Here is a 20,694-nt window from a genome sequence, read left to right as displayed (position 1 = left end):
CGTTAAAACTTCGTCAAAATCAAGCTTTAGTCCTGAATCGAGCTTGAGGAATTTGAAGAGTGTTATACCTCCAGATTTCCTCGCCACGATTAAGGGTATTGTTGGTGCAACTAGCTGATCGCCACTCCCCATTGCTCCGCATGACTGGGCCGAATCAAACCAGTTCACATTTGAATCGGCAAAGTTATCAGCGTTTAAAGCGAGCGCTGAGTTTACACTTACGCCGTCAAATTTTTGTGGCGGTCTGCGATGATCTAGCCCTACGGAATCGCTTAGCAGCTCGGCTCCATGCTGAACTCGCCTATCCTGCTGCCTCGGCAACCGCACGTCACCCTGTAGAGGCTGGGCCTGCTTCAGATTACCCTCAACTCGTCACGCTCAACCTCAACCTCAACGACCCCAATCCGATCGCTCAGGTGGGTCAGTGGTTAGCTCGTCATCCGTTACCGAAAGGATCGGGAACAGAGTCATTGACCCCCAGCTTCCAGATTTTGGGGACTGAGCGCCTGACGCGACAATCGGCTGCGGTACAGCGGCTGTTTCTCAGCTACCTCCAAGGGTGCGATCGCAGCTTACCCACTTTGGAAGCCAGCTTGTTGCTGTGGGTGCCTCATCCCTGGTTTCGAGCAATTCAACAGTCTGCTCCAGAATTTTGGGGTTGGCGTACTGGCGTATTTGAGTTTGTCGGAGAACCCACACCGCTTTCAGTCATTGCTTCCCAACCCAAACACAGTCATTCAGGCCAGTCAGCCACTCTCCCCGCTCAGCCCACTCCAAAGCGCTCCCAACCCGCGATCGCAGCTCCCGCTACGCCTCTTTCGGTCACACCTGCCAACCAGCAGCCCGCAGATGCACCAATTAGTTTACGGGATTTATTGGCGGAAGAGTTAGCCTTTGGCAACTTGGGGGACGAGTCGGATGCAGCCCCAGAGGCAACGACAGGAGAAACGACAAACGATCGTTTAGCTACTGCTCCAGTCTCTTCTGCACCCAACTCTTGGAGCGTTCATGTTTCTAGTGGTGCCACGCCGACGAGCCAGTTCACAGTCAACAACCTACCCGCTCGCTCTGGGTTCCACTCAGAACCACCCGCTTCAGAACCGCAGCCAGTTCCTACGGTTGCACCGGAGCCTAAATCTCAAGCGTCTGTTGCCCCGACAGCAAGCCCAATACCAAGCCCAACAGCAAACCAATCAGAGTTAACCAATTCCGCGCCGGAGGGTCTGCTCCCAGCGATTGCCACCGAACTTGTCAATTTGATTCTGACAGCGGCGATCCAAGAGATAGGGGGAACGGCAGCGCTACCAGCCAATACTCCAGTTCCCTCTCTCTCCCGCCTCCACACTACTTTACCTGCTCCCTTAGTTGCCGCTTTAGAAGACTTTCCACCTTTACGGATGTTGCGGCATCTAGAGCAATTACATCAGCAGCAAGCTGAAACTACCGCACTAGCCGTTAACTATCGCACTCTGGGTAATTTTTATCGCGATCGCATTGAGCAAGGACACAATTCTCCCCAACAGTTGGCGATCGCAATTCAAGCCTACGAACAAGCTTTAATTCATTTGGAAGAATCTTCGGCTTTAGTTCCCGATATTCTCAATGACCTAGGCAATCTCTATTGGATGTTGTCTCGGTTTCCTCCCACCCCCGAACAACGGTTGCTTTATTTGGAGCAAGGCATTGCTGCTTACCACTTAGCGCTGACTCACATTAGTTCGGAGCAGCAGCCGCAATCCTACGCCATGATTCAGAACAACCTAGGGGCAGCCTATGGAGACTTAGCCCGCTACCGAGAACCAATCGAGAATTTGCAATGCTCGATTACCGCCTACGAGGAAGCACTGCGCCATCGCAAGCCAGAGTCAGAACCGTCAAAGTATGCTTCAACCCAAAATAATCTGGGTACGGCTTACTGGCACTTGGCGCAACACCATCAACCCGCCTTGCATCTCAAGCAAGCCATTGTCGCCTACAACGAATCGCTCAGCTTCTACAATCCAGAGCAAGAGCCATTGCACTACGCCATGATCCAAAACAATTTGGGCACGGCTTACTGGAATTTGGCCCAGCACGAGCAACCGGAAGAGTTTCTCAATTTGGCTATTAGTTGCTACCGCATTGCCCTGATTTATCGCACTGCCGAGGTAAATCCCGCCGCCTATGCTGCGACACAAAACAATTTAGGCACAGCTTACTGGCACCTCGCTAACCGCTCTAAAGACCAACCTGAAGCTTATCAGGCAGCATTACGATCGGCGATCGCAGCTTATGAAACCGCTTTAAGCACCGTAGAACAACTGAACCAAACTCCTCAGGGCGCTGGCACTAAGCTCACGTTTGATTTGTATGCCACTCACAACAATCTGGGTTTAGCCCACTACCAAGTGGCGACTAACCAAGCAGGTGCTATCCCTGTCCCTGCTCGGTCTGCTCATTTAGAAGCATCTCTGCGCCACCATCTCCAAGCCTTACAGGGATGGCAGCAACAACCTGAGTTTCACCAGACAGCGCTAGGCTATGTTCTACAAACAGTACGGGCTTTTTACAGCGAGTGCGGTCTGCAAGGCCAGAACTTAGCGCTATCTCTATTGCCAGGTCATTTGCTACCCGAAATTCTGCCACGACTGTAGATACCAATCAGCTTAGGCATCAAAGTAGCGATCGCGGTGGAGTGCAGGTGGCACCCCTAGCACCGGGCAAGGGCTGTTAGCACTTAGAGTCCGCACGATAGGATTCTTGGGGGAATCACAACCTAACCACAACAGCACTGCCGATTCTGCTTTCGCGACACTCCGCAACTCTTGAGCGACCTGCCCAAAGCGCAGGTGCGTTTTGAGGGAACCGCGCCACTCATTGGCGAGACAGCGAGCTTGCCACAAAATCTGGTCTGCCTGCTCAAATTGCTGCGCCTGACCCATTGGGTACTTGCTCAGGGGTAGCCCAGCATCCTCTAGGGTTGGTTCATTCAAAGTAGCGATCGCTCCGACGCGAGCCAAAGTTGCACTATCACTATAAGTATCGGAATAGGTATCGGATTCCACCGCTAGGCCAGACCCTAAGGTAGGCATTTGGGCAGCACGTTTGGCAGCAGATTTTTTGCTAGCTCTGACTTGACGAAAATCAGTCGTAGTGGGAATACTATCTAAACAATCGGCGGGGTTGATGACGTAAACCACCTGAACTGTCACTTGCCGACGAGTTGCTAAGCGGGTTTGGTGAGCGATCCAAAGGGTCAAGTCCAGAGCTGTCTGACTCTTGGGAGAGCTGTTATAGCCCACCACTAAATTAATTTCGGCATCGGCTCCAGAGACTACTTCTGTAGCGTGGTTGGCTTGTACGTGTCGTTTGGCAGCACGCCGAGTTCGGCCTGGGAGATGCAGCTTACTAGAGGAGCGATCGCCTTTGGGTCGCTGAGGCAAAAGCAAAATTTGATCGATTAAGTCAGTTGAACCCAGTGCGCCTTGGAGCCGCACCAACATTGGCATAATATTCACGATGAAAACCTCTCCAGACTACTTGTTTCGAGAGGTGGGCCAGGAAACAGACATCATCAACTTCCAGAGAAATCTGACATCTGCTAGGAGACCGCAACGACCATTGCTATCAAAAGCCTGCGTCCTAGGTACTCCTCCCACTGCCGACGGAGTTAGCTGACGGGCTAAGACTGGAAGGTGTCTCTCTCAAATTGAATTTTGAGATTAGCCCCAAAAATCGGTTCCTCCGTTCCAGACCAAACTGCACCAGGTTTTCACCCTAACGCCTTTTGATCCGGATTAGGCTACCCACTGAATGTTTTAATCAACGCCCTTTTGATGGGGAAAATGTCATCAAAAGACGGTTCGATTTCAGAGCAAAGATGATGTTTGAGTGTTATCTAAATAACATCAAGAAATTCCTACATCAACACAGTTGCATTAGGAATTACTTACTCAGGTTGATGGAACCCTTCATCCTTGAGACACTATAGCCCACGTTCAACTTCATGGTCATCTACCTAAAAGCAGTAGCCAAGTTTACGATCAATTAACTATTTACTGCTGTATCCTTGGTTGCTATTCCTTAGGAATCCAGTCAGGCAGTGGCGATCGCGCTTTAATTTGTCCTAGATTAAGCTTCATAAAGGTCAGCTTTTAATCACAATCAATTATTAAGATTATTGAATGTAACAGTTGGCTCAGCTTGGCTCTCTCTTAAGGCAACGATGCCGATCCTAGCAAACAGCTTTAGTAGCTGCGGTTTACAATTAAAAAGATGAATTGTAGGCCAATTTCGCAAGAAATTTTGCCGCTTGAGATAGATCGCAACCTGATTGGAACTTAGTGCGTGAACGTTTCCTCTACTCTGCCAGAACTAAATTTACGAGAGCTGTTTCCCTTCGAATTAGATGCGTTTCAGTATCAAGCGATCGCAGCTCTGAATGCAGGACGCTCGGTCGTGGTCTGTGCGCCGACGGGGTCAGGCAAAACGTTAATTGGCGAGTATGCCATCTATCGCGCTTTAGCCCAAGGTAAGCGGGTGTTGTACACAACTCCCCTTAAAGCGCTATCTAACCAGAAGTTGCGAGATTTTCGCGATCGCTTTGGAGCTGAGCAAGTCGGCCTGCTGACGGGAGATGTGTCGATCAACCGAGAAGCCCCGATTTTAGTCATGACGACCGAAATCTTCCGAAACATGCTCTACGGCACTCCCATCGGAGAAGTCGGCACCTCAATGGTGGGGGTAGAGGCGGTAGTCTTAGACGAGTGCCACTACATGAACGATCGCCAGCGGGGCACGGTCTGGGAAGAATCGATCATCTATTGCCCCCCAGATGTCCAGTTAGTGGCGCTATCGGCCACCGTTGCCAACAGCGATCAACTCACAGACTGGATCGGTCGGGTACATGGCCCCACAGAGCTGATTTACTCTGACTTCCGACCTGTTCCCTTACGCTTTCACTTCTGCAATCCCAAGGGCTTATTTCCTCTCCTATCTCAAGACCAAAAAAAAATCAGCCCTCGCCTAAAACCTAAGGGGGGCCGAGGTCAGCGCAAGCGTGAGGATGAACCGAGTCTGGCTTATGTGGTTAGCCAGTTGCAGCAACGGGACATGCTTCCAGCAATCTACTTCATCTTTAGCCGCCGCAACTGCGATCGCGCCATTACCCAAGTCGAGCATTTGTCGCTGGTCAACGAGGCAGAAGCAGCAAAGCTGAAACACCTGATTGATGAATTTTTGATGCGACATCCTGATGCAGGGCGGGCTGGACAAATTGAGCCGCTCTACCGGGGTATTGCCGCTCACCACGCCGGAATTTTGCCTGCCTGGAAGGGCTTAGTCGAAGAGCTTTTTCAGCAAGGGTTGATCAAAGTGGTTTTTGCCACCGAAACCTTAGCTGCGGGCATCAACATGCCTGCCCGCACCACCGTGATTTCCAGCCTCTCCAAGCGCACTGACTTGGGACATCGTTTGCTCAATCCTTCGGAATTTCTCCAGATGTCAGGTCGGGCAGGTCGGCGGGGCATGGATGAGTTGGGGCATGTGGTGACGGTGCAAACTCCCTTTGAGGGGGCTAAAGAAGCGGCTTACTTGGCCACCATCGGGGCTGACCCGTTGATCAGCCAATTCACCCCCAGCTATGGCATGGTCTTGAACTTGCTGCAAACCCACACCTTAGAGGAAGCGCAAGAGCTAGTGGAGCGCAGTTTTGGGCAATATCTGGCTACCCTGTCTTTGCGACCTCAACAACAGGCGATCGCGGACCTGAACAAAGAACTGGAGCAACTCCAAGCCCAACTCGAACTTGTAGACCCACAACTGTTTTCTAGTTACGAAAAGCTGCAAGAGCGCCTGAAAGAAGAACGCCGCCTGCTCAAAATCTTGCAGCACCAAGCCCAGGAAATGCAATCGGGTGACATCGCAGTCGCGCTTTCATTTGCGATCGCAGGCACCGTGTTAGGGCTGAAGGGAGAGAACGTTCCTACTGCCGAACCGATACCTGCCGCCCTGGTGATGAAAACTCCAGGTTCGGGCCAATTCCCTTATCTCGTTTGCCTGGGGCAAGATAATCGCTGGTATGTCGTAGCGGTCGGAGATGTGGTCAGCTTGCGAGCAGAGATCCCTCGCATTAAGGCAGTAGACAACCTGATGCCCCCAGCCGAGATGCCGTTGAAACCGGGACAAAGCCGCAAAGGCAACGAAGAAACTGGAGCGATCGCGCGGCAAATTCCCCCTGTGCCCTCCCTTGCAGAAACCGCCCCCGAAGTCCAGGCCCAACTCGAACGCTTACAAGCTGTCCAGGCTCAAGTAGAAACCCATCCTCTGCATCAATGGGGTAATTCTGCCACGCTGTTAAAGCGGCAGCGCCGAGTGCAGAATTTGCAAGAAGATATTGCTCAGCGCCAAGCCAAATTAGAGCAGCTCTCCCATCAGCACTGGGAAGAATTTGTCCATTTGATCGAGATTTTGCAAACCTTTGGGGGTCTAGATGGCTTGATACCAACTCCTTTAGGGCAAGCAGCAGCAGCGATTCGGGGCGACAACGAGCTGTGGCTAGGTCTCTCTCTAATGTCTGGAGAACTCGATGATCTAGACCCACACCATTTGGCAGCCACTTGTGCGGCATTAGTCACGGAAGTTTCTCGTCCTGATAGTTGGACTCGCTATCATGCTTCCCCAGAAGTCCAGGAAGCTTTAGGCGGGTTGCGGGGCTTACGACGGCAGTTGTTCCAAGTACAACGACGGCATCAAGTCGCGCTCCCCGTTTGGCTAGAAGACGAGCTGATTGCTTTAGTTGAGCAGTGGGCTTTGGGGGTGGAATGGGCGGAACTGGGAGAAAACACCAGCTTAGATGAAGGCGACGTGGTGCGGATTTTGCGGCGAACTTTAGATTTTCTGTCTCAAATTCCCTATGTCCCACATGTGCCAAATTCACTACGCCAGAATGCCTATCGAGCTATCCAACTGATCGATCGCTTCCCGGTTAATGAGGCAGTCGCCTAGTAGGCACATGGCAATTGGTCAAAACCCTGAGTGTTTGATGTCAAGCTCTGCTTGGGCGATGCTACGGTTTGCACCCAGGAACTAGCAAAGGTAGGATAAACGACAGGGTAAAGCTCTATACAGAGTTTAATTAGACAAGGGTGCAGGTATCTTTTTGAGCTTTTAACCCCCTTTAGGGAACCCTTCATATTGAAACAAGTCTTGAAATCTTGCTCTTGAAAGGCTCCAGTTTCTCTTTAGCTGCAATAGCTGAGAGAAATGGTTTAGGACTGCCATATCTGCTTTAGGAGCCGATTTTTCCGCATGCGTGGTTTTCATAGCAATCTGCAACAGAAGCTGTGGCCCTGGTTCCAGCGATCGCTTTGCCCTCAGTCAGTTGTTTTGGATGTTGCCGATCTGATGCATCAAAGACGCTCAACTAGTTCAACTCGTTTTCTTCTAAATCTAGCAAGCACGAGTCGGCTAGCGACCAGTGTTTGTTTGGGCTTGTTGCTGCAATGTCTCGTGCTGCTTTCTCCGGCAGCGGCTGAGCGAGTGTCACTCGGAGTAGTCCGTAGCTCAGATAACGCGGCTGACTGGGAGAGTATTACCACTCGACTGCAAGCCGCTAAAGTCGGCTATCGCGTGGTGGATTTTCAGCAGGTACAACGAGCCGCTGACCTCAACGGCATCAGCGTGCTCTTTTTGCCCAATGTAGAGACCGTTACGGAAACCCAAGCGATCGCCTTAGAAGAGTGGATGAGCCGAGGCGGTCGGGTTGTCGTAAGTGGCCCGGTTGGTCGGTTGTCGCCTTTGGGGGTACGCCAAGCTTTGCGATCGCTCCTGGGGGCTTATTGGGCCTATCCTCTCTCCGAGCCCAACAGCTTACAGACTATTACAATGCAACCCCAGTCTTGGGCTCGTAAAGGTCAAGCTGCTACTGGGCTCTGGGGAGGGGTGATTATGCCTTCTAGCCTCAGCAGCCAAACCATTGCCACCTGGAAAAATGCCACAGGCACTAACCCCGCCGCCACTGCCACTGGGGCTCCTAGTGATACCCCCCCAGCGATCGTCACCACCGAACGCTCCACATTCTTTGGCTGGAATTGGGGACGGCGTTCCTCAGGGTCGCCTGAGTTTGATGGCACCTGGTTACGGGCCGCTTTGAGTCGTTATGGTGAGGTGCCAATCGTGACAGTTCCAGTCGCAGCAGCGCCATCCCCCGCAACTACAGCGAACAGCACCGTGCCTAAACCAACGGTGGGTACCAGCACCCTTAGCATTCCTCTCACTTCTGTCTCACCCACAGGGTCTACAGCGCTGCGTCAAGCACCTGCCACTGTTTTTCAACCCCGCGCGCAGTCTACTAACGACCCAGCTGAGCAGGTAGCGCCTCCAGGGATAGAGGTGGAGGCTGGTGCATTGCCGATCGCCACCCTAGAAGCGATCGCGATGCGCCAGGAGTTAGAAAACTTGATCGGTAGAGTCTCCAGTGCTTTGCTTGCTGCTGATGCTATCAACAGCACCAACAACTCCACTGCGAACTTAAATCTGCCTGCCAATTCCTCTGAGGCCAATTTAGTCGCCAGCTCCCAAGAACTGGGTGTGGCTACCGCCGCTGAAGCAAGCAATTCTAAGGCCATTTCCACCACTGAGCAAGTTGTGGCTGAAGCACGGCAAGGATTGCGAAAGTTTTCTCAGCTAGTAGCTCAAGGAGATTACCGCAATGCTCGCTCTCAATGGCTGCAAACTCGGCGTTTTCTTTGGGATAACTACCCCACTGAGCGCTTACGCACCCAACCCGAAGTTCGTGCCATCTGGCTAGATCGAGGCACCATTGTCCGGGCTGGCTCTGAGCAAGGACTGAGCACCTTGTTCGATCGCTTGGCAGCATCAGGCATCAACACGATCTTCTTCGAAACTGTCAATGCGGGCTATACAATTTACCCCAGCCAAGTCGCTCCACAACAAAATCCCTTAACCCGTGGCTGGGACCCATTGGCGTCGGCTGTAAAGCTGGCTCATGCTAGAGGGATGGAATTGCATGCATGGGTTTGGGCTTTTGCGGCTGGCAACGATCGCCACAACGCCCTGTTGAATCTTCCTCTGGATTACCCAGGGCCAGTCATTTCTGCCCATCCAGACTGGGCCAATTATGACAATCGAGGCCGCACCGTTCCCGCAGGCCAAGGTAAGCCCTTTCTCGACCCTGCTAATCCAGAGGTTCGGCGCTACTTACTACAGCTCTTAGGAGAGATTGCCAGCCGCTATCAAGTCGATGGCATTCAGTTAGACTACATTCGCTATCCTTTCCAAGATCCCAGCGCTGGCAGGACTTACGGCTATGGCAAGGCGGCTCGGGAGCAATTTCAGCAGTTGGCAGGTGTTGACCCCCTGAAGATTTCCCCCAGCGATCGCAACTTATGGCAGCGCTGGACTAACTTCCGCACCCAACAGATTGACAGCTTTGTGGCAGAAGCCGCTCAGAGCGTACGTCGGGTGAAACCTAGTTTAGTCATGTCGGTTGCAGTGTTTCCGCTACCGCAGCATGAACGCATTCAAAAACTACAACAGCACTGGGAAGTCTGGGCGGAGCGAGGAGATATCAATTTGGTCGTGCCAATGGCCTACGCGATGGACACCAATCGCTTCCAACGTCTGGTTCAGCCTTACTTGACTTCTAGCAAACTCAATTCCACTTTAATCCTGCCAGGAATTCGGTTGCTGAATTTACCAGAAGCCGTCGCGATCGATCAAATTCAAGCGCTGCGGGACTTGCCCTCCGGCGGTTATTCTCTATTTGCGGCTGAGAATTTCAACGATCGCCTGCAAACGATTTTCCAAAAAACTCAGGGACCCGTTCAGCGCATTCCGAGAGAGCCTATTCCCTATCGTCAACCCTTTGCCGCTGCTGCTGTCCGTTACGCCACCATGCAACGGGAGTGGAGTTTTCTGCAAGCACAAAGGCAACTCTGGATGCGTGAACCCACATTGAGCCGCTGGCAAAACCAATCTAAAGCCCTAAACCAGTCTCTGCAAGCACTGGCCGAACGACCCGGACGCGATCGCTTAAAAGTAGCCAGACGAGAATTAACCAATTACCGCGCCCAGTTCCGCAGTTGGATGAATCTATACGCCCTAGAGCACGGTTACCAAGTGGAGGCCTGGGAACACCGCCTAGAAAGTATTGATACTCTCCTCAATTACGGAGAGCGAGTCACCTTTAGTTCCTCTTCCAACCGTGCTGCCAATCAATCCCTAAGGCCCTAGAGGAATTCACTGTTCAACTCACGGGTAAGGCGATCGCAAACTCTGTGCCTTGCCCCAGTTCAGAGGTCACGCTGAGTCGGCCTTCGTGTTTCTCTTCCACAATTTGTCGAGCGATTGAAAGTCCTAGGCCCGTACCCTTCCCCACTCCTTTAGTCGTAAAAAAAGGTTGAAAAGCTCTCTGCTGTATTTCCGCTGGTATCCCTCTGCCATTATCGGAAATATGGACGACAATTTGTTGATCCACAAAAGTTGTTTGAATCGAGATTTGGGGTGTGGTTGGTAAAGCTTCCTCCAAAGCATCAATCGCATTAGCCAAAACATTCATGAAGACTTGGTTGAGCAACCCCGGATAGCACTCTAACTCAGGCAACTCTCCATAATCTTTCACAATTGCGATCGCTGGACGAGGCCCTACCGCCTTTAAGCGATGACGCAAAATCGTTAAGGTGCTTTCTAACCCATCATGCAAATTGGCTCGCATCTTCGTTGTGGCATCAGAACGTGAAAAATTTCTCAAGGAAATCGAGAGGTCTTTGATGCGCTCGGTGCTTAATCGCATGGAGTTAAGCAGCTTCGGCAAATCTTCTAAGGCAAAGTCGATATCAATATCCCCTAAGGCTCGATCTAGTTGCGATGCGGCTTCGGGACAAGACTGGCGATAAAATTCAATCACCTTCGTCACATCGCTCACATACTCAAACGCCGGAGCTAGGTTGCTAGCAATACAGCCAATGGGATTGTTGAGTTCATGAGCAATACCTGCAACTAATTGACCCAAAGCAGACATTTTTTCGCTTTGCACGAGTTGCAGTTGAAAACGTTGCAAATCTTCTAAGGCTTGGGTCAGTCTCACTGTTCGTTCAGTGACGCGCTGCTCTAGAACCTCATTCCACTGCTGGAGTTCTTGATTTTTCTGTTCCAGAGTTTTTGTCAGTCGTCGTAACTGCAAATGATTGTTGACTCTAGCAATGACTTCCTGTTCTTCAAAGGGTTTGGTGATGTAATCGACTGCCCCTAATGACAACCCTTTGAGCTTGCTATCACTGTCTGCCAAGGCCGTCATAAAAATCACGGGCACGGATTGGGTAGATGGATGCGCTTTCAAGTGAGCACAAGTTTCAAAACCATCCATCCCTGGCATTTGAATGTCTAACAAAATGAGTTCAGGCGATTGTTGCTGAGCAATATTTAGGGCGATCGCTCCATCCATTGCCACCCGCACTTTTAGACCCACTTGTTTAAGCGCTTGAGACAACACCGACAAATTAGTCGAGTTGTCATCCACAATCAAAATGAATCCGGTCGATTGGTCGTACATAGCGAATAAGCACTGCTTTTTAAGGTGAAGCTGTTAAAGCGGAGAAATGAATCTAAGTGCTCAGTCGAGATGCTCAGTCTGGGTCATCAGTCTGGCATTAACTGCTTGAGCACAGCCGTGAGCGCGTTCAGTTCACAGCCTTCGGCTAGCTCCGTTATCTTGCGGGCAAAGGGTTGCAGTTGAGAATCGGCCTGTTCTAGTCGCTGGGCCATCTCCACAATGCCGTCCAAATCTCCCATTACTAACAGTTGGTGCAAGTGTTGTAAGTCTTCTAGAGATGGTGGCTTGCAAGCCGCATCTAACCCCTCAGAAGATTCGATAGTTATACTTAAATGCTCCGTCTTGTGGTCATAAATCCACTCCAGCTCCAGATAGCGCTGCATCCACTGCAACAAGGTTTCTGTCTGAATCGGCTTGGGTAAAAATTCATTGGCACCTGCCGCAACGCTCTTAAACTCATCTGTCTCAAAAGCGCTAGCAGAAGAAGCAACGACAGCCGTATCCTTAAACTCAGAAAGCCGTCGTAAATGTCTGAGCATTTCAAAGCCATCCATCACGGGCATGACCAGATCAGTAATGATCAAGTCAGGATGCATGGCGATCGCTGTTTCTAATCCTGTTTGGCCATTGTCCGCTTCAATTACTTCAAAGCCAATCGGTTCCAGTAGACTCACAACCACAGAACGATTTTCCCAGCGATCGTCAATGACTAAAATTTTGCGTCTCGCCCCCTGATACCCCACAATCGTGCCTTGCTGAGCGGTTCTAGAAGCAGCGGCCCAATTTTCAGCTTCGGGCAAGTCTACATCCAACCAAAAGCGGCTACCTCGGCCAAACTCACTTTGCACTTCTAAGGCGCTACCCATCAACCCCACAATTTTTTGGCTAATTGCCAATCCCAATCCGGTTCCTTCCGCCTGCTTTTTGACATCTCCTACTTGCTCAAAGGGCAGGAAGATTTTATTGACTTGCTCCGGTGTCATGCCCACACCCGTATCTTCTACCAGAAAACGAATCCGCCACGGAGAGGCAGCCATCCTGGCTCCTGACTCCTGACTTCTGACTCCTGGCATTGCTTGTGCTTGCACTGCCACCCGAAACGTAACGCTACCTCTATCCGTAAACTTGACGGCATTGCCTAACAGGTTGATCAACACTTGGCGTAGCCGCTTTTCATCGACTCGAACCCCAGATGGCAAGTCTGCATCTGGCTGATAAATAAAGGCAATCTGCTTTTGCGCAGCCCGAATCCGACCAACTTCGGCAATACCTTCGAGAAACGACGAAAAATGGAACTCGTTGGCACTTAGGTCCATTTTTCGGGCTTCAATTTTGGCTAAATCTAGGATGTCGTTGATCAGCATCAATAAGTGAGAGCCACATTGATGGATGATACTGATGCCCTTACGCCCCTTATCAGTCATGGGTTCGGTGCGCTGAAGGATCTGGGTATAACCGAGAATGCCATTCAGGGGAGTGCGTAGCTCATGACTCATATTCGTGAGGAACTCGCTCTTGGCTTTGTTGGCGCTATCTGCAACTTCTTTGGCATTTTTGAGTTCTGCGGTGCGCTCTTCCACCCGCAATTCCAGAGCTTGATTGGTGCTTTCTAGTGCTGTAAAAGAGTCTCGTAGCTGCTGGGCCATGCGATTGAAGGATTGAGCCAGAACAGTAAGTTCTTTGACTCCAGAAACTTCAATGTTTTGGTCAAGTTCACCTTTGGCAATTGCTTCTGAAGCCTGACTGAGCTGCCAAATCGGTCGAGTAATCCAGCGAGACGTGTAGATGCCTAAGAGAGTTGCTAACCCCAATGCGCCAACACAGAGCCAAATCGTGTTGATGGTATTGGCATTGATCTGACCCATGAAATCTGATTCGGGCATAGCAACAACAACGAGCCAGTCTAGTCCCCACTCGTCCTGCCAGCGGTTCACTTGGACAAACTGACGCTGCCCATTGAGTTGGAAATCTAACTGATGCTGATTTTGAATCGTTTTCAGATCACCAAAGCGATCGCTTAAATATTTCGAGGTGGCTTGAATTAAAGCATCTTGGCTTTCTACACCTCGCAGTCTTTGCGGTTTTTGGTTCACGACAGAGAAAACTGGGCGATCGCTAGAACTCGCTACCAAGAAGCCATCCCGCTCTAAGATGAAAATCTTGCTGGATTGGCTCACTTTGATTTGCCTCAGAAAATCTCCAACCTGAGAAAGCCGTTGCTCTACACCAACGCTGCCTACCAATTGGCCTGTTTTGTCATAAATAGGTCGGCTAGTGGCGATCGAAAGTGGATAGGAGTTGGTTTCCCATTGGTAAATTTCGCTCCATCCTGGTTTACCAGTTTCTACACCTTTGGCGTACCAGCCTTCTTTCTGAAATTGGTAATCTTTTGTCCCTGGAAAGGGTCGAATCGGCTGGCCTTGGCCATTAGTTGCATAGTTATACAGGTCTGTATTGCCGTAGCGTTTTGGCAAAACTAGACTGATATCGGGGTTGCCGTGATTCGGGATGCTGGATTCGCGATAGTACCCGGAGGCGATAAATTCTCCAGTTTTAGACCCGTAAAGAATGTAGCCAACGTTGTAAGTTTTTACCTGTTTGGAGAAAAATTGCGCTAAACGGTCAGCATCAGATGGATTTAGCAAACCCAAGTCAATTTGTTCACCATCGATTTGAGTCAGATACCGAGTTGCGGCTGCATAGTTATCAAGGTGCTGATTAACTCGATTACTTACCTCTGTTTGTAATCGGGTTGCTAACTCATTCACCGCTTTTTGTCCGTTTCGCAGTGACAAGTAGCCTGTCAGTCCCACTGCCACAAAAATTTGCAAGATAAATGGGACTACCAAGACTGTTCTGAGCGGAACTTTGCCAGAGGCTTTAACTACGGCACCAGGTATAGACTTAGACAACATAACTCAGAAACCGCTGGAGTCAAGATGTGTGCTCTATAGTTCCCTACAACTTTGAAGAAACCTCACGATCAAAGAATTCTGTATTATTTGTTACTTTTTGGTTTGAGCCACTCTATGCTCTAACCGCACCATTCAGATTTCAAATTTCTCTTCAGATTCATGATTGAACCGTCTGATATTCGCATTTGTTTTGTAGGAGACTCCTTCGTCAATGGCACAGGTGATCCAGACTACCTGGGTTGGACGGGGAGAGTTTGCGCTACGGTTGCTCATCAAGGCTTCAACATCACGTATTACAACTTAGGCATTCGGCGAGAAACTAGTGGAGAGATCCGCGATCGCTGGCAGCAAGAAGTAGCTTGCCGACTCCCAGGAAACTGCGATCGCCGAGTGGTCTTTTCGTTTGGGGTGAACGATACCACGCTAGAGAATGGTAAGCCGCGAGTTGAGCTGGGAGAATCTCTTGCCAATGCTCGCCAGATTCTGACTCAAGCTAAGCGATCGCTTTCTGTGTTGATGGTGGGGCCAGCACCTGTGGCTGATGCGGAGCAAAATCAGAGAATTTGTGATTTGTCGGTACGCTTAGCTGAGCTTTGTCAGGAGTTTGATGTACCATTTTTGGCAATTGCGGGTCCGCTGCAAGCTTCTGCGGTTTGGATTTCAGAGGCGATCGCCAATGATGGAGCGCATCCAAGGGCGACGGGTTATGCGGAGTTAGCGGGGTTGGTGCAGGGGTGGTCGGCTTGGCGGGATTGGTTTCCTGAGAGGGGTTAAGTATTTGTTTGTGACACGGTTGGGATTGCTGGAACCGAACCTTGAGGGATTCTCCCCCAAACCCCCGATTGAGGGACGGCTGCGTCCCCCAAACCCCCTCCAGAGCGCAAAGCTGTCTCAAGCTAAACTGAGTTTTCTGGAGTTGAGCCAAAGCGGTAGCCTCGACCGTAGACGGTGTGAATTAGAGGGGTTTCGTTTTCGGCTTCGATTTTGCGTCGTAGTAAACGAATCTGAGCAGCTAGGACGTTACTGCCTGGTTTTTGATCGGTATTGCCCCAGAGATATTCGTGAATTTGTTGGTGGGTCAGCAATTGACCTGGATGCCGCATCAAATATTCCAGCAACTGACTTTCTTTCTCAGAGAGATCGATCGAGCGGCCTTGGCGGTAGGCTAACTGGTTCTCGCGGTCTAGTTCTAGGTCTTCGACTCGGAGACGGGATGGGGCGGTGGCGGGTTCTAGGGTGACAGGGCGACGGAGTAAGGCGCGTACGCGAGCTAGCAGTTCTCGGAGTTCAAAAGGTTTGATTAAATAATCATCTGCGCCTGCATCTAAGCCCTGCACACGATCATCTAGGGTGTCTTTGGCAGTGAGAAATAAAACTGGGGTGGTGTCACCTTGCGATCGCAGCTTCTGACAAATTTCCAGCCCTGTTTGCTGTGGCAACATCCAGTCCAAAATCAGCAAATCATAGTGCCCTTGCGTCGCCAAATTTCCTCCTGCGGCTCCATCATAGGCTACATCAACACCGTATCCTTCCCGTCGCAAAACATGGCTCAGCGGATCGGTGAGTTCGACTTCATCATCTACTAATAGAATTCGCATGAGCAACCAACAGCGATTCGCGATCAGCTTTCAGCTATTATTATCCTGCTGACCGCTGCAAGCTGAACGTTTCTATGATTACCGTCGCATTACCGAAAGGTGCCCTGCTCAAGGATGCTATCCGTCTGCTGCAATCGGTTGGACTCGACTTTAGTGCCTTTCTCGACTCGGCCAATCGCCAATTGCAAATTTCAGACCCAACAAACACAGCCAAAGCGTTACTGGTACGAGCGCAGGATGTTCCGGTGTATGTGGAGTACGGGCAAGCGCATTTAGGCATCGTAGGTTATGACGTGCTACGCGAGAAAAAGCCGCAGGTAGCTCAACTGATTGACTTAAAGTTTGGCTATTGTCGCTTATCAGTGGCAATGAAAGCATCTAGCCTTTATCGGTCAGCTTTGGAACTGCCACCCAACAGCCGAGTTGCTTCTAAGTTCGTCCACTGTGCTCATGAGTATTTCCAAGGTTTAGATTTGCCTGTAGAAATTATTCCGCTGTACGGTTCGGTAGAACTAGGCCCAATTACAGGCATGTCTGAGGCGATCGTGGATTTGGTTTCGAGTGGCAAAACCCTACGGGAAAACGGCTTAGTCGAAACCGATATTCTGTTTGAAAGCACAGCTCGGCTGATCGCTCACCCCCTCAGCTACCGTACCAATACAGGCAACCTGCATGATTGGATTGAGAAGTTACGGGCTGCAAGCTTAGTTAGCGCCTAGTCTGTAGGATTTATCCCTGGGCTAAAATTCGTGGCAAGCCCGACTGCGCTAAATTTGGAGGATATGCCTTTTCTGGAACTAAAGTTTAGGGTTTAGCATGGCTGGTTCATTGCCTCAGACGGAACAGCGGCGATCGCGCGAAAATGACTGGCGGCTGTTTCTCAGATTGGTGCCTTATGCCCGACGCAGTGGTCGGTTGCTCGCTACTTCTATGGTGCTTTTGGTGCCGCTAGCGATCGCAGGAGCCATTCAACCGATCATTATTGGGCAGGCCATTTCTTTCATTAAGCAAGAGCCAGCTACTTTTGATTTTCTCCAAGGCAAGCCGCTCCTAGACGGCATCAATATCTTGGCGGGTCTGCTGCTGCTAACCATTGTGGTGCGGCTAGTTCTGGACTCGATCCAAGGTTATCTAGTGCAAAACTTGGGCCAGCAGATTACGGCTGATATCCGCAACGATTTGTTCGATCATGTCACCTCCTTGGCAGTGCGCTTTTTTGACCGTACTCCGGTAGGCCGCTTGATCACCCGCCTAACTAGCGATGTGGAAGCGTTGGGTGATGTGTTTGCCACCGGAGCGGTAGGAATTGTCAGCGATCTGTTCAATATGGTGGCGATCGCGATCGCCATGTTCAGCTTGCAATGGCAACTCGCCTCAATTTTGGTGGTGATGCTGTTGCCCGTGACGGGACTAATTATTTATTTTCAGAAAGAATATCGCCAAGCCAACTACAAAGCCCGGGAAGAACTTTCGGCCCTCAACTCAACCCTACAAGAAAATATTGTTGGGATTGGCGTGGTGCAACTATTTCGGCGGGAAAAATTCAACTCAGAACTATTTCGTACTACCAATCAGCGCTACGTCAAAGAAGTCGATCGCACCATTTTTTATGACTCAGCGGTTTCGGCCACTTTGGAATGGATTTCACTGGTCGCGATCGCGGCAGTCCTTTGGTTGGGTGGCACCTTGATCTTGCAAGGTAACCTAGCCCTAGGCACGCTTTCGGCTTTCGTGATCTTTGGTCAGCGTCTCTTTGACCCACTACGGCAGTTTGCCGAAAAGTTCACAGCGATTCAAGCGGGCTTTACGGCGGTAGAACGAATCAGCGACATTTTGAATGAACCGATCGAGATTCGTGATCCGGTCGGAGTCACGCCTAAGCTACCCGATGCAGCTACCAAGGGAGAAATTCGCTTCGAGCACGTCTGGTTTGCCTACAAAAACGATGAGTACGTGCTAAAAGACCTCGACTTTACGATTCGTCCTGGAGAGAAAATTGCCCTGGTTGGCCCAACAGGAGCAGGTAAAAGCTCGATCATCCGGCTGCTGTGCCGCTTATATGAACCGACCCAAGGCCGTATTCTAGTCGATGGTATTGACGTTCGGAATTTGCCCCAACATGAACTGCGGCAGCACATTGGCGTGATTCTGCAAGACGGCTTCCTCTTCGCCGGAGATGTCAAAGGCAATATTTCCCTAGGCGAAGATTATCCTTTTGCAGATATCCAAGATGCCGCCGAGCGCACCAACGTTGCCAAGCTGATTGAGCAATTGCCCCAAGGGTACGACACCATTTTGCGGGAGCGGGGCACCAACTTATCGGGGGGCCAGAAACAGCTTTTAGCCTTTGCCCGTGTTGCCATTCGGAGTCCTCAAATCTTGGTGCTAGATGAGGCGACAGCTAGCTTAGATGTCAATACCGAAGCTTTGATTCAAGAAGCGTTAGACCGCTTACTAGTAGGGCGTACAGCGATCATCATTGCTCACCGCTTGTCCACTATTCGCAACGTCGATCGCATCTTTGTGCTCAAACGTGGTCAATTGGTGGAATCGGGCAGTCATGACGAATTGCTAGAGCTAGGCGGTTTGTATGCTAGCTTGTACCGACTGCAAATGCTGGAGTCGTAATGCTACTGATACGCTTGAGGATTTTGGCTTAGGAGTTTAGCGCCCAAAAGTTGGATCGGCATGGAAAATTGTGCTGATACTGCTGAAATTGACGGGGCTGATGCAGTAGAAAACTCTAGCCCACAGGCAGCTGAGAAGGTCAACTTGGAGTTATACACATTAGAGCAAGTGCTCAGATCCGATTCCCAGGTTATATCGGGCAGAGACAACTCTTCTAGGTTGGCCGAGCGCTGGCTAACGACGGTCGGCTCTAGAGACTGAAACCAAACTACATCAGCCAAGTCACTCGGCTGCAAAGGTTCTAGCGCTACTGTCGTAACTTCTAGTTCAGTTGCAGTTCCTGCTTCTACAACAGGTAGCCCTAGAGAGATAGAAATGCGCTGAGGTGCAATATCAGATTGGAGAGCGATCGCGATCATGGTCGTGATTGAAACGGTGCAGCCGAGGCCCGCAAAGACTGTTAAACACTGCTCCCAGTTCAGGTTCATTCTGACTTCCCAATCACAGGTAGATATCTATTGTAGATACAACACCTGCACTGAGTCATTCTGTATTCAAGCGCCTCATTTTGTAAATTTTTACGTCTTTGGACTGACGAGTTCAGCGATCGCTTTTAGCAGATGATCACGTTCACAGCCATTACGGCCTACAAAAGTCCGCGATCGCTTTAGCCACGATGTTTACGGCTTTGCTTCTCAGCCTCACCAATCAACCAATAAGCATAGGAAGTGGTGGCAAAGAAGGTAATCAACAATAGCCAGTTTGTAGAATTAAATACGAAGTCCATGATTTCTACCACAGTTCAAGTTCAAGAGAATCAACGGTTTGGGCTAGCAACTTGCAGTAATTTTGCAGCACCCCACCCAAAGTCTTATGCAGCAAACTCAACCTTTTCCCGACCTGCTTCTAACAGGTACTCTCCTGCAACGCCCAAAAAGTCTAGGCTGACAGGTGCAACTAGCATCAGTGCTTCTAGGATTAACTCCACAAATAGCCGCTTCCAATGCTTACGTTGCAGTTTCATGGCCTACCTACCTTCTGGGGGCTTGAGGGGGAGGGGGTGAGAGGAGAGGAGAGGAGGCTTGAGAAGATCGTTATCTGCTTCAAGCTGAGTTCATAGTAAAAATTTCAGCTCTAGGTTAAATGCGAACCTTTACTGAAATCTTTAACTCCCCTCAATTAGCTCCCGTAGAATCACGAGCCGTATTCTCCGCAGCCTTCACTCCAGAAAAATACCAAAGGCGATCGCTCTCTACTGAGACAGTTGCGATCGCGAGGCCCTTTATTGGGGCAAGCCTGATTGAAACAGCCTTATTGAGACAACAAGCGGGCCGCGAGAATTCCGCCTACAAACCCAAACAAATGTCCTTGCCAAGAAACGCCCTGACGCGATGGCAAAATTCCCCAAATCATGCCGCCATAAAATAAACCAACAAAGAGCGAAATCATGCCAGTCCAGAGACTCCGCTCAAAGTAGCCGTACAGGAGCAGGAACCCCAAGTAACCAAAGATTAAGCCACTTGCTCCCAAATGCACGGAGCGACTCGCGCCAAATAACCAAACACCAAAGCCGCTGACTAGTACAGTTACTGCGGTCACGACAAAGAAGTAGTGAATGTCTTGTAGCATGACCAGCCAACCTAGAGTCACCAGTGGCACAGTGTTAGCTGCTAAGTGCTTGAAGCTGCCGTGCAAAAATGGAGCGAGAAAGATGCCACTTAGACCTCTAAGGCTGCGCGGTCGAATGCCATAGCGATTTAAGGCTCCTTGGAAGAGAAGAAAATCGATGATTTCCAAGACCCAAATCAGCAGCAGTAACCCACCCAAAATGCTGGCCTGGGTTTGGAAGTTCTGTTCTAAGCCAGGCACCCTTTTAGATGCAACTTCTTGTAGGAGGTCATAGATCTCCCGCGTCCAGGGTGAGAGGTTATTCGTAACAACCCAGTACCGTGCTGGTGGCATCTTGTCCACTACCAACTCCTTACCTCCAAACCAGCCCAGC

At 50.4% G+C, this 20,694-nt stretch carries 13 protein-coding genes; 6 read left to right on the top strand and 7 right to left on the bottom strand.

Going from position 1 to position 20,694, the window contains the following annotated elements; genetic code table 11:
- Positions 1-140: 140 nt before the first annotated feature.
- Positions 141-2,633, top strand: a complete 2,493-nt coding sequence (locus KME12_01705) for a tetratricopeptide repeat protein (GenBank protein MBW4486483.1) — start codon at positions 141-143, stop codon at positions 2,631-2,633.
- 12 nt (positions 2,634-2,645) lie between these two features.
- On the opposite strand, the gene KME12_01700 is transcribed toward KME12_01705, so the two are convergent.
- Positions 2,646-3,497: a universal stress protein gene (locus KME12_01700; protein MBW4486482.1), complete on the bottom strand. Its 852-nt coding sequence runs from the start codon at positions 3,495-3,497 to the stop codon at positions 2,646-2,648.
- A gap of 829 nt (positions 3,498-4,326) precedes the next feature.
- Here KME12_01700 and KME12_01695 point away from each other — a divergent pair.
- Both KME12_01695 and KME12_01690 read left to right on the top strand, forming a co-directional pair.
- A complete protein-coding gene (locus tag KME12_01695) occupies positions 4,327-6,984 on the top strand; it encodes an RNA helicase (protein ID MBW4486481.1) in 2,658 nt (885 codons plus the stop codon).
- A 303-nt stretch (positions 6,985-7,287) separates the two neighbouring features.
- A complete protein-coding gene (locus KME12_01690; GenBank protein ID MBW4486480.1) occupies positions 7,288-10,233 on the top strand; it encodes a family 10 glycosylhydrolase in 2,946 nt (981 codons plus the stop codon).
- A gap of 13 nt (positions 10,234-10,246) precedes the next feature.
- Here the strand turns inward: KME12_01690 and KME12_01685 are convergent, their stop codons facing one another.
- Both KME12_01685 and KME12_01680 read right to left on the bottom strand, forming a co-directional pair.
- Complete coding sequence (locus KME12_01685) at positions 10,247-11,551, bottom strand: response regulator (protein MBW4486479.1); 1,305 nt, start codon at positions 11,549-11,551, stop codon at positions 10,247-10,249.
- Between the two features lie 86 nt (positions 11,552-11,637).
- Complete coding sequence (locus KME12_01680) at positions 11,638-14,466, bottom strand: response regulator (protein ID MBW4486478.1); 2,829 nt, start codon at positions 14,464-14,466, stop codon at positions 11,638-11,640.
- 159 nt (positions 14,467-14,625) lie between these two features.
- On the opposite strand from KME12_01680, the gene KME12_01675 reads away from it, so the two are divergent.
- Positions 14,626-15,240, top strand: a complete 615-nt coding sequence (locus tag KME12_01675) for a lipase (GenBank protein MBW4486477.1) — start codon at positions 14,626-14,628, stop codon at positions 15,238-15,240.
- Positions 15,241-15,362: 122 nt separating this feature from the next.
- On the opposite strand, the gene KME12_01670 is transcribed toward KME12_01675, so the two are convergent.
- Positions 15,363-16,064, bottom strand: a complete 702-nt coding sequence (locus tag KME12_01670; protein MBW4486476.1) for a response regulator transcription factor — start codon at positions 16,062-16,064, stop codon at positions 15,363-15,365.
- A gap of 74 nt (positions 16,065-16,138) precedes the next feature.
- On the opposite strand from KME12_01670, the gene KME12_01665 reads away from it, so the two are divergent.
- Together KME12_01665 and KME12_01660 are read left to right on the top strand one after the other, a co-directional pair.
- Complete coding sequence (locus tag KME12_01665; GenBank protein MBW4486475.1) at positions 16,139-16,783, top strand: ATP phosphoribosyltransferase; 645 nt, start codon at positions 16,139-16,141, stop codon at positions 16,781-16,783.
- Positions 16,784-16,880: 97 nt separating this feature from the next.
- Entirely contained in the window at positions 16,881-18,692 is a 1,812-nt protein-coding gene (locus KME12_01660) for an ABC transporter ATP-binding protein/permease (GenBank protein ID MBW4486474.1), read from the top strand.
- A gap of 2 nt (positions 18,693-18,694) precedes the next feature.
- On the opposite strand, the gene KME12_01655 is transcribed toward KME12_01660, so the two are convergent.
- The 3 genes from KME12_01655 to KME12_01645 all read right to left on the bottom strand — a co-directional run bounded on the left by KME12_01655 (position 18,695) and on the right by KME12_01645 (position 20,654).
- Entirely contained in the window at positions 18,695-19,180 is a 486-nt protein-coding gene (locus KME12_01655; protein ID MBW4486473.1) for a hypothetical protein, read from the bottom strand.
- A 383-nt stretch (positions 19,181-19,563) separates the two neighbouring features.
- Entirely contained in the window at positions 19,564-19,716 is a 153-nt protein-coding gene (locus KME12_01650) for a hypothetical protein (protein ID MBW4486472.1), read from the bottom strand.
- A gap of 287 nt (positions 19,717-20,003) precedes the next feature.
- Positions 20,004-20,654 (bottom strand): rhomboid family intramembrane serine protease, encoded by a 651-nt coding sequence (locus KME12_01645; protein ID MBW4486471.1) that lies wholly within the window; start codon positions 20,652-20,654, stop codon positions 20,004-20,006.
- Positions 20,655-20,694 lie beyond the last annotated feature (40 nt).

This window comes from Trichocoleus desertorum ATA4-8-CV12 (assembly GCA_019358975.1).
Taxonomy (GTDB): domain Bacteria; phylum Cyanobacteriota; class Cyanobacteriia; order FACHB-46; family FACHB-46; genus Trichocoleus; species Trichocoleus desertorum_A.
This window is presented reverse-complemented; position numbering and strand designations above follow the sequence as displayed.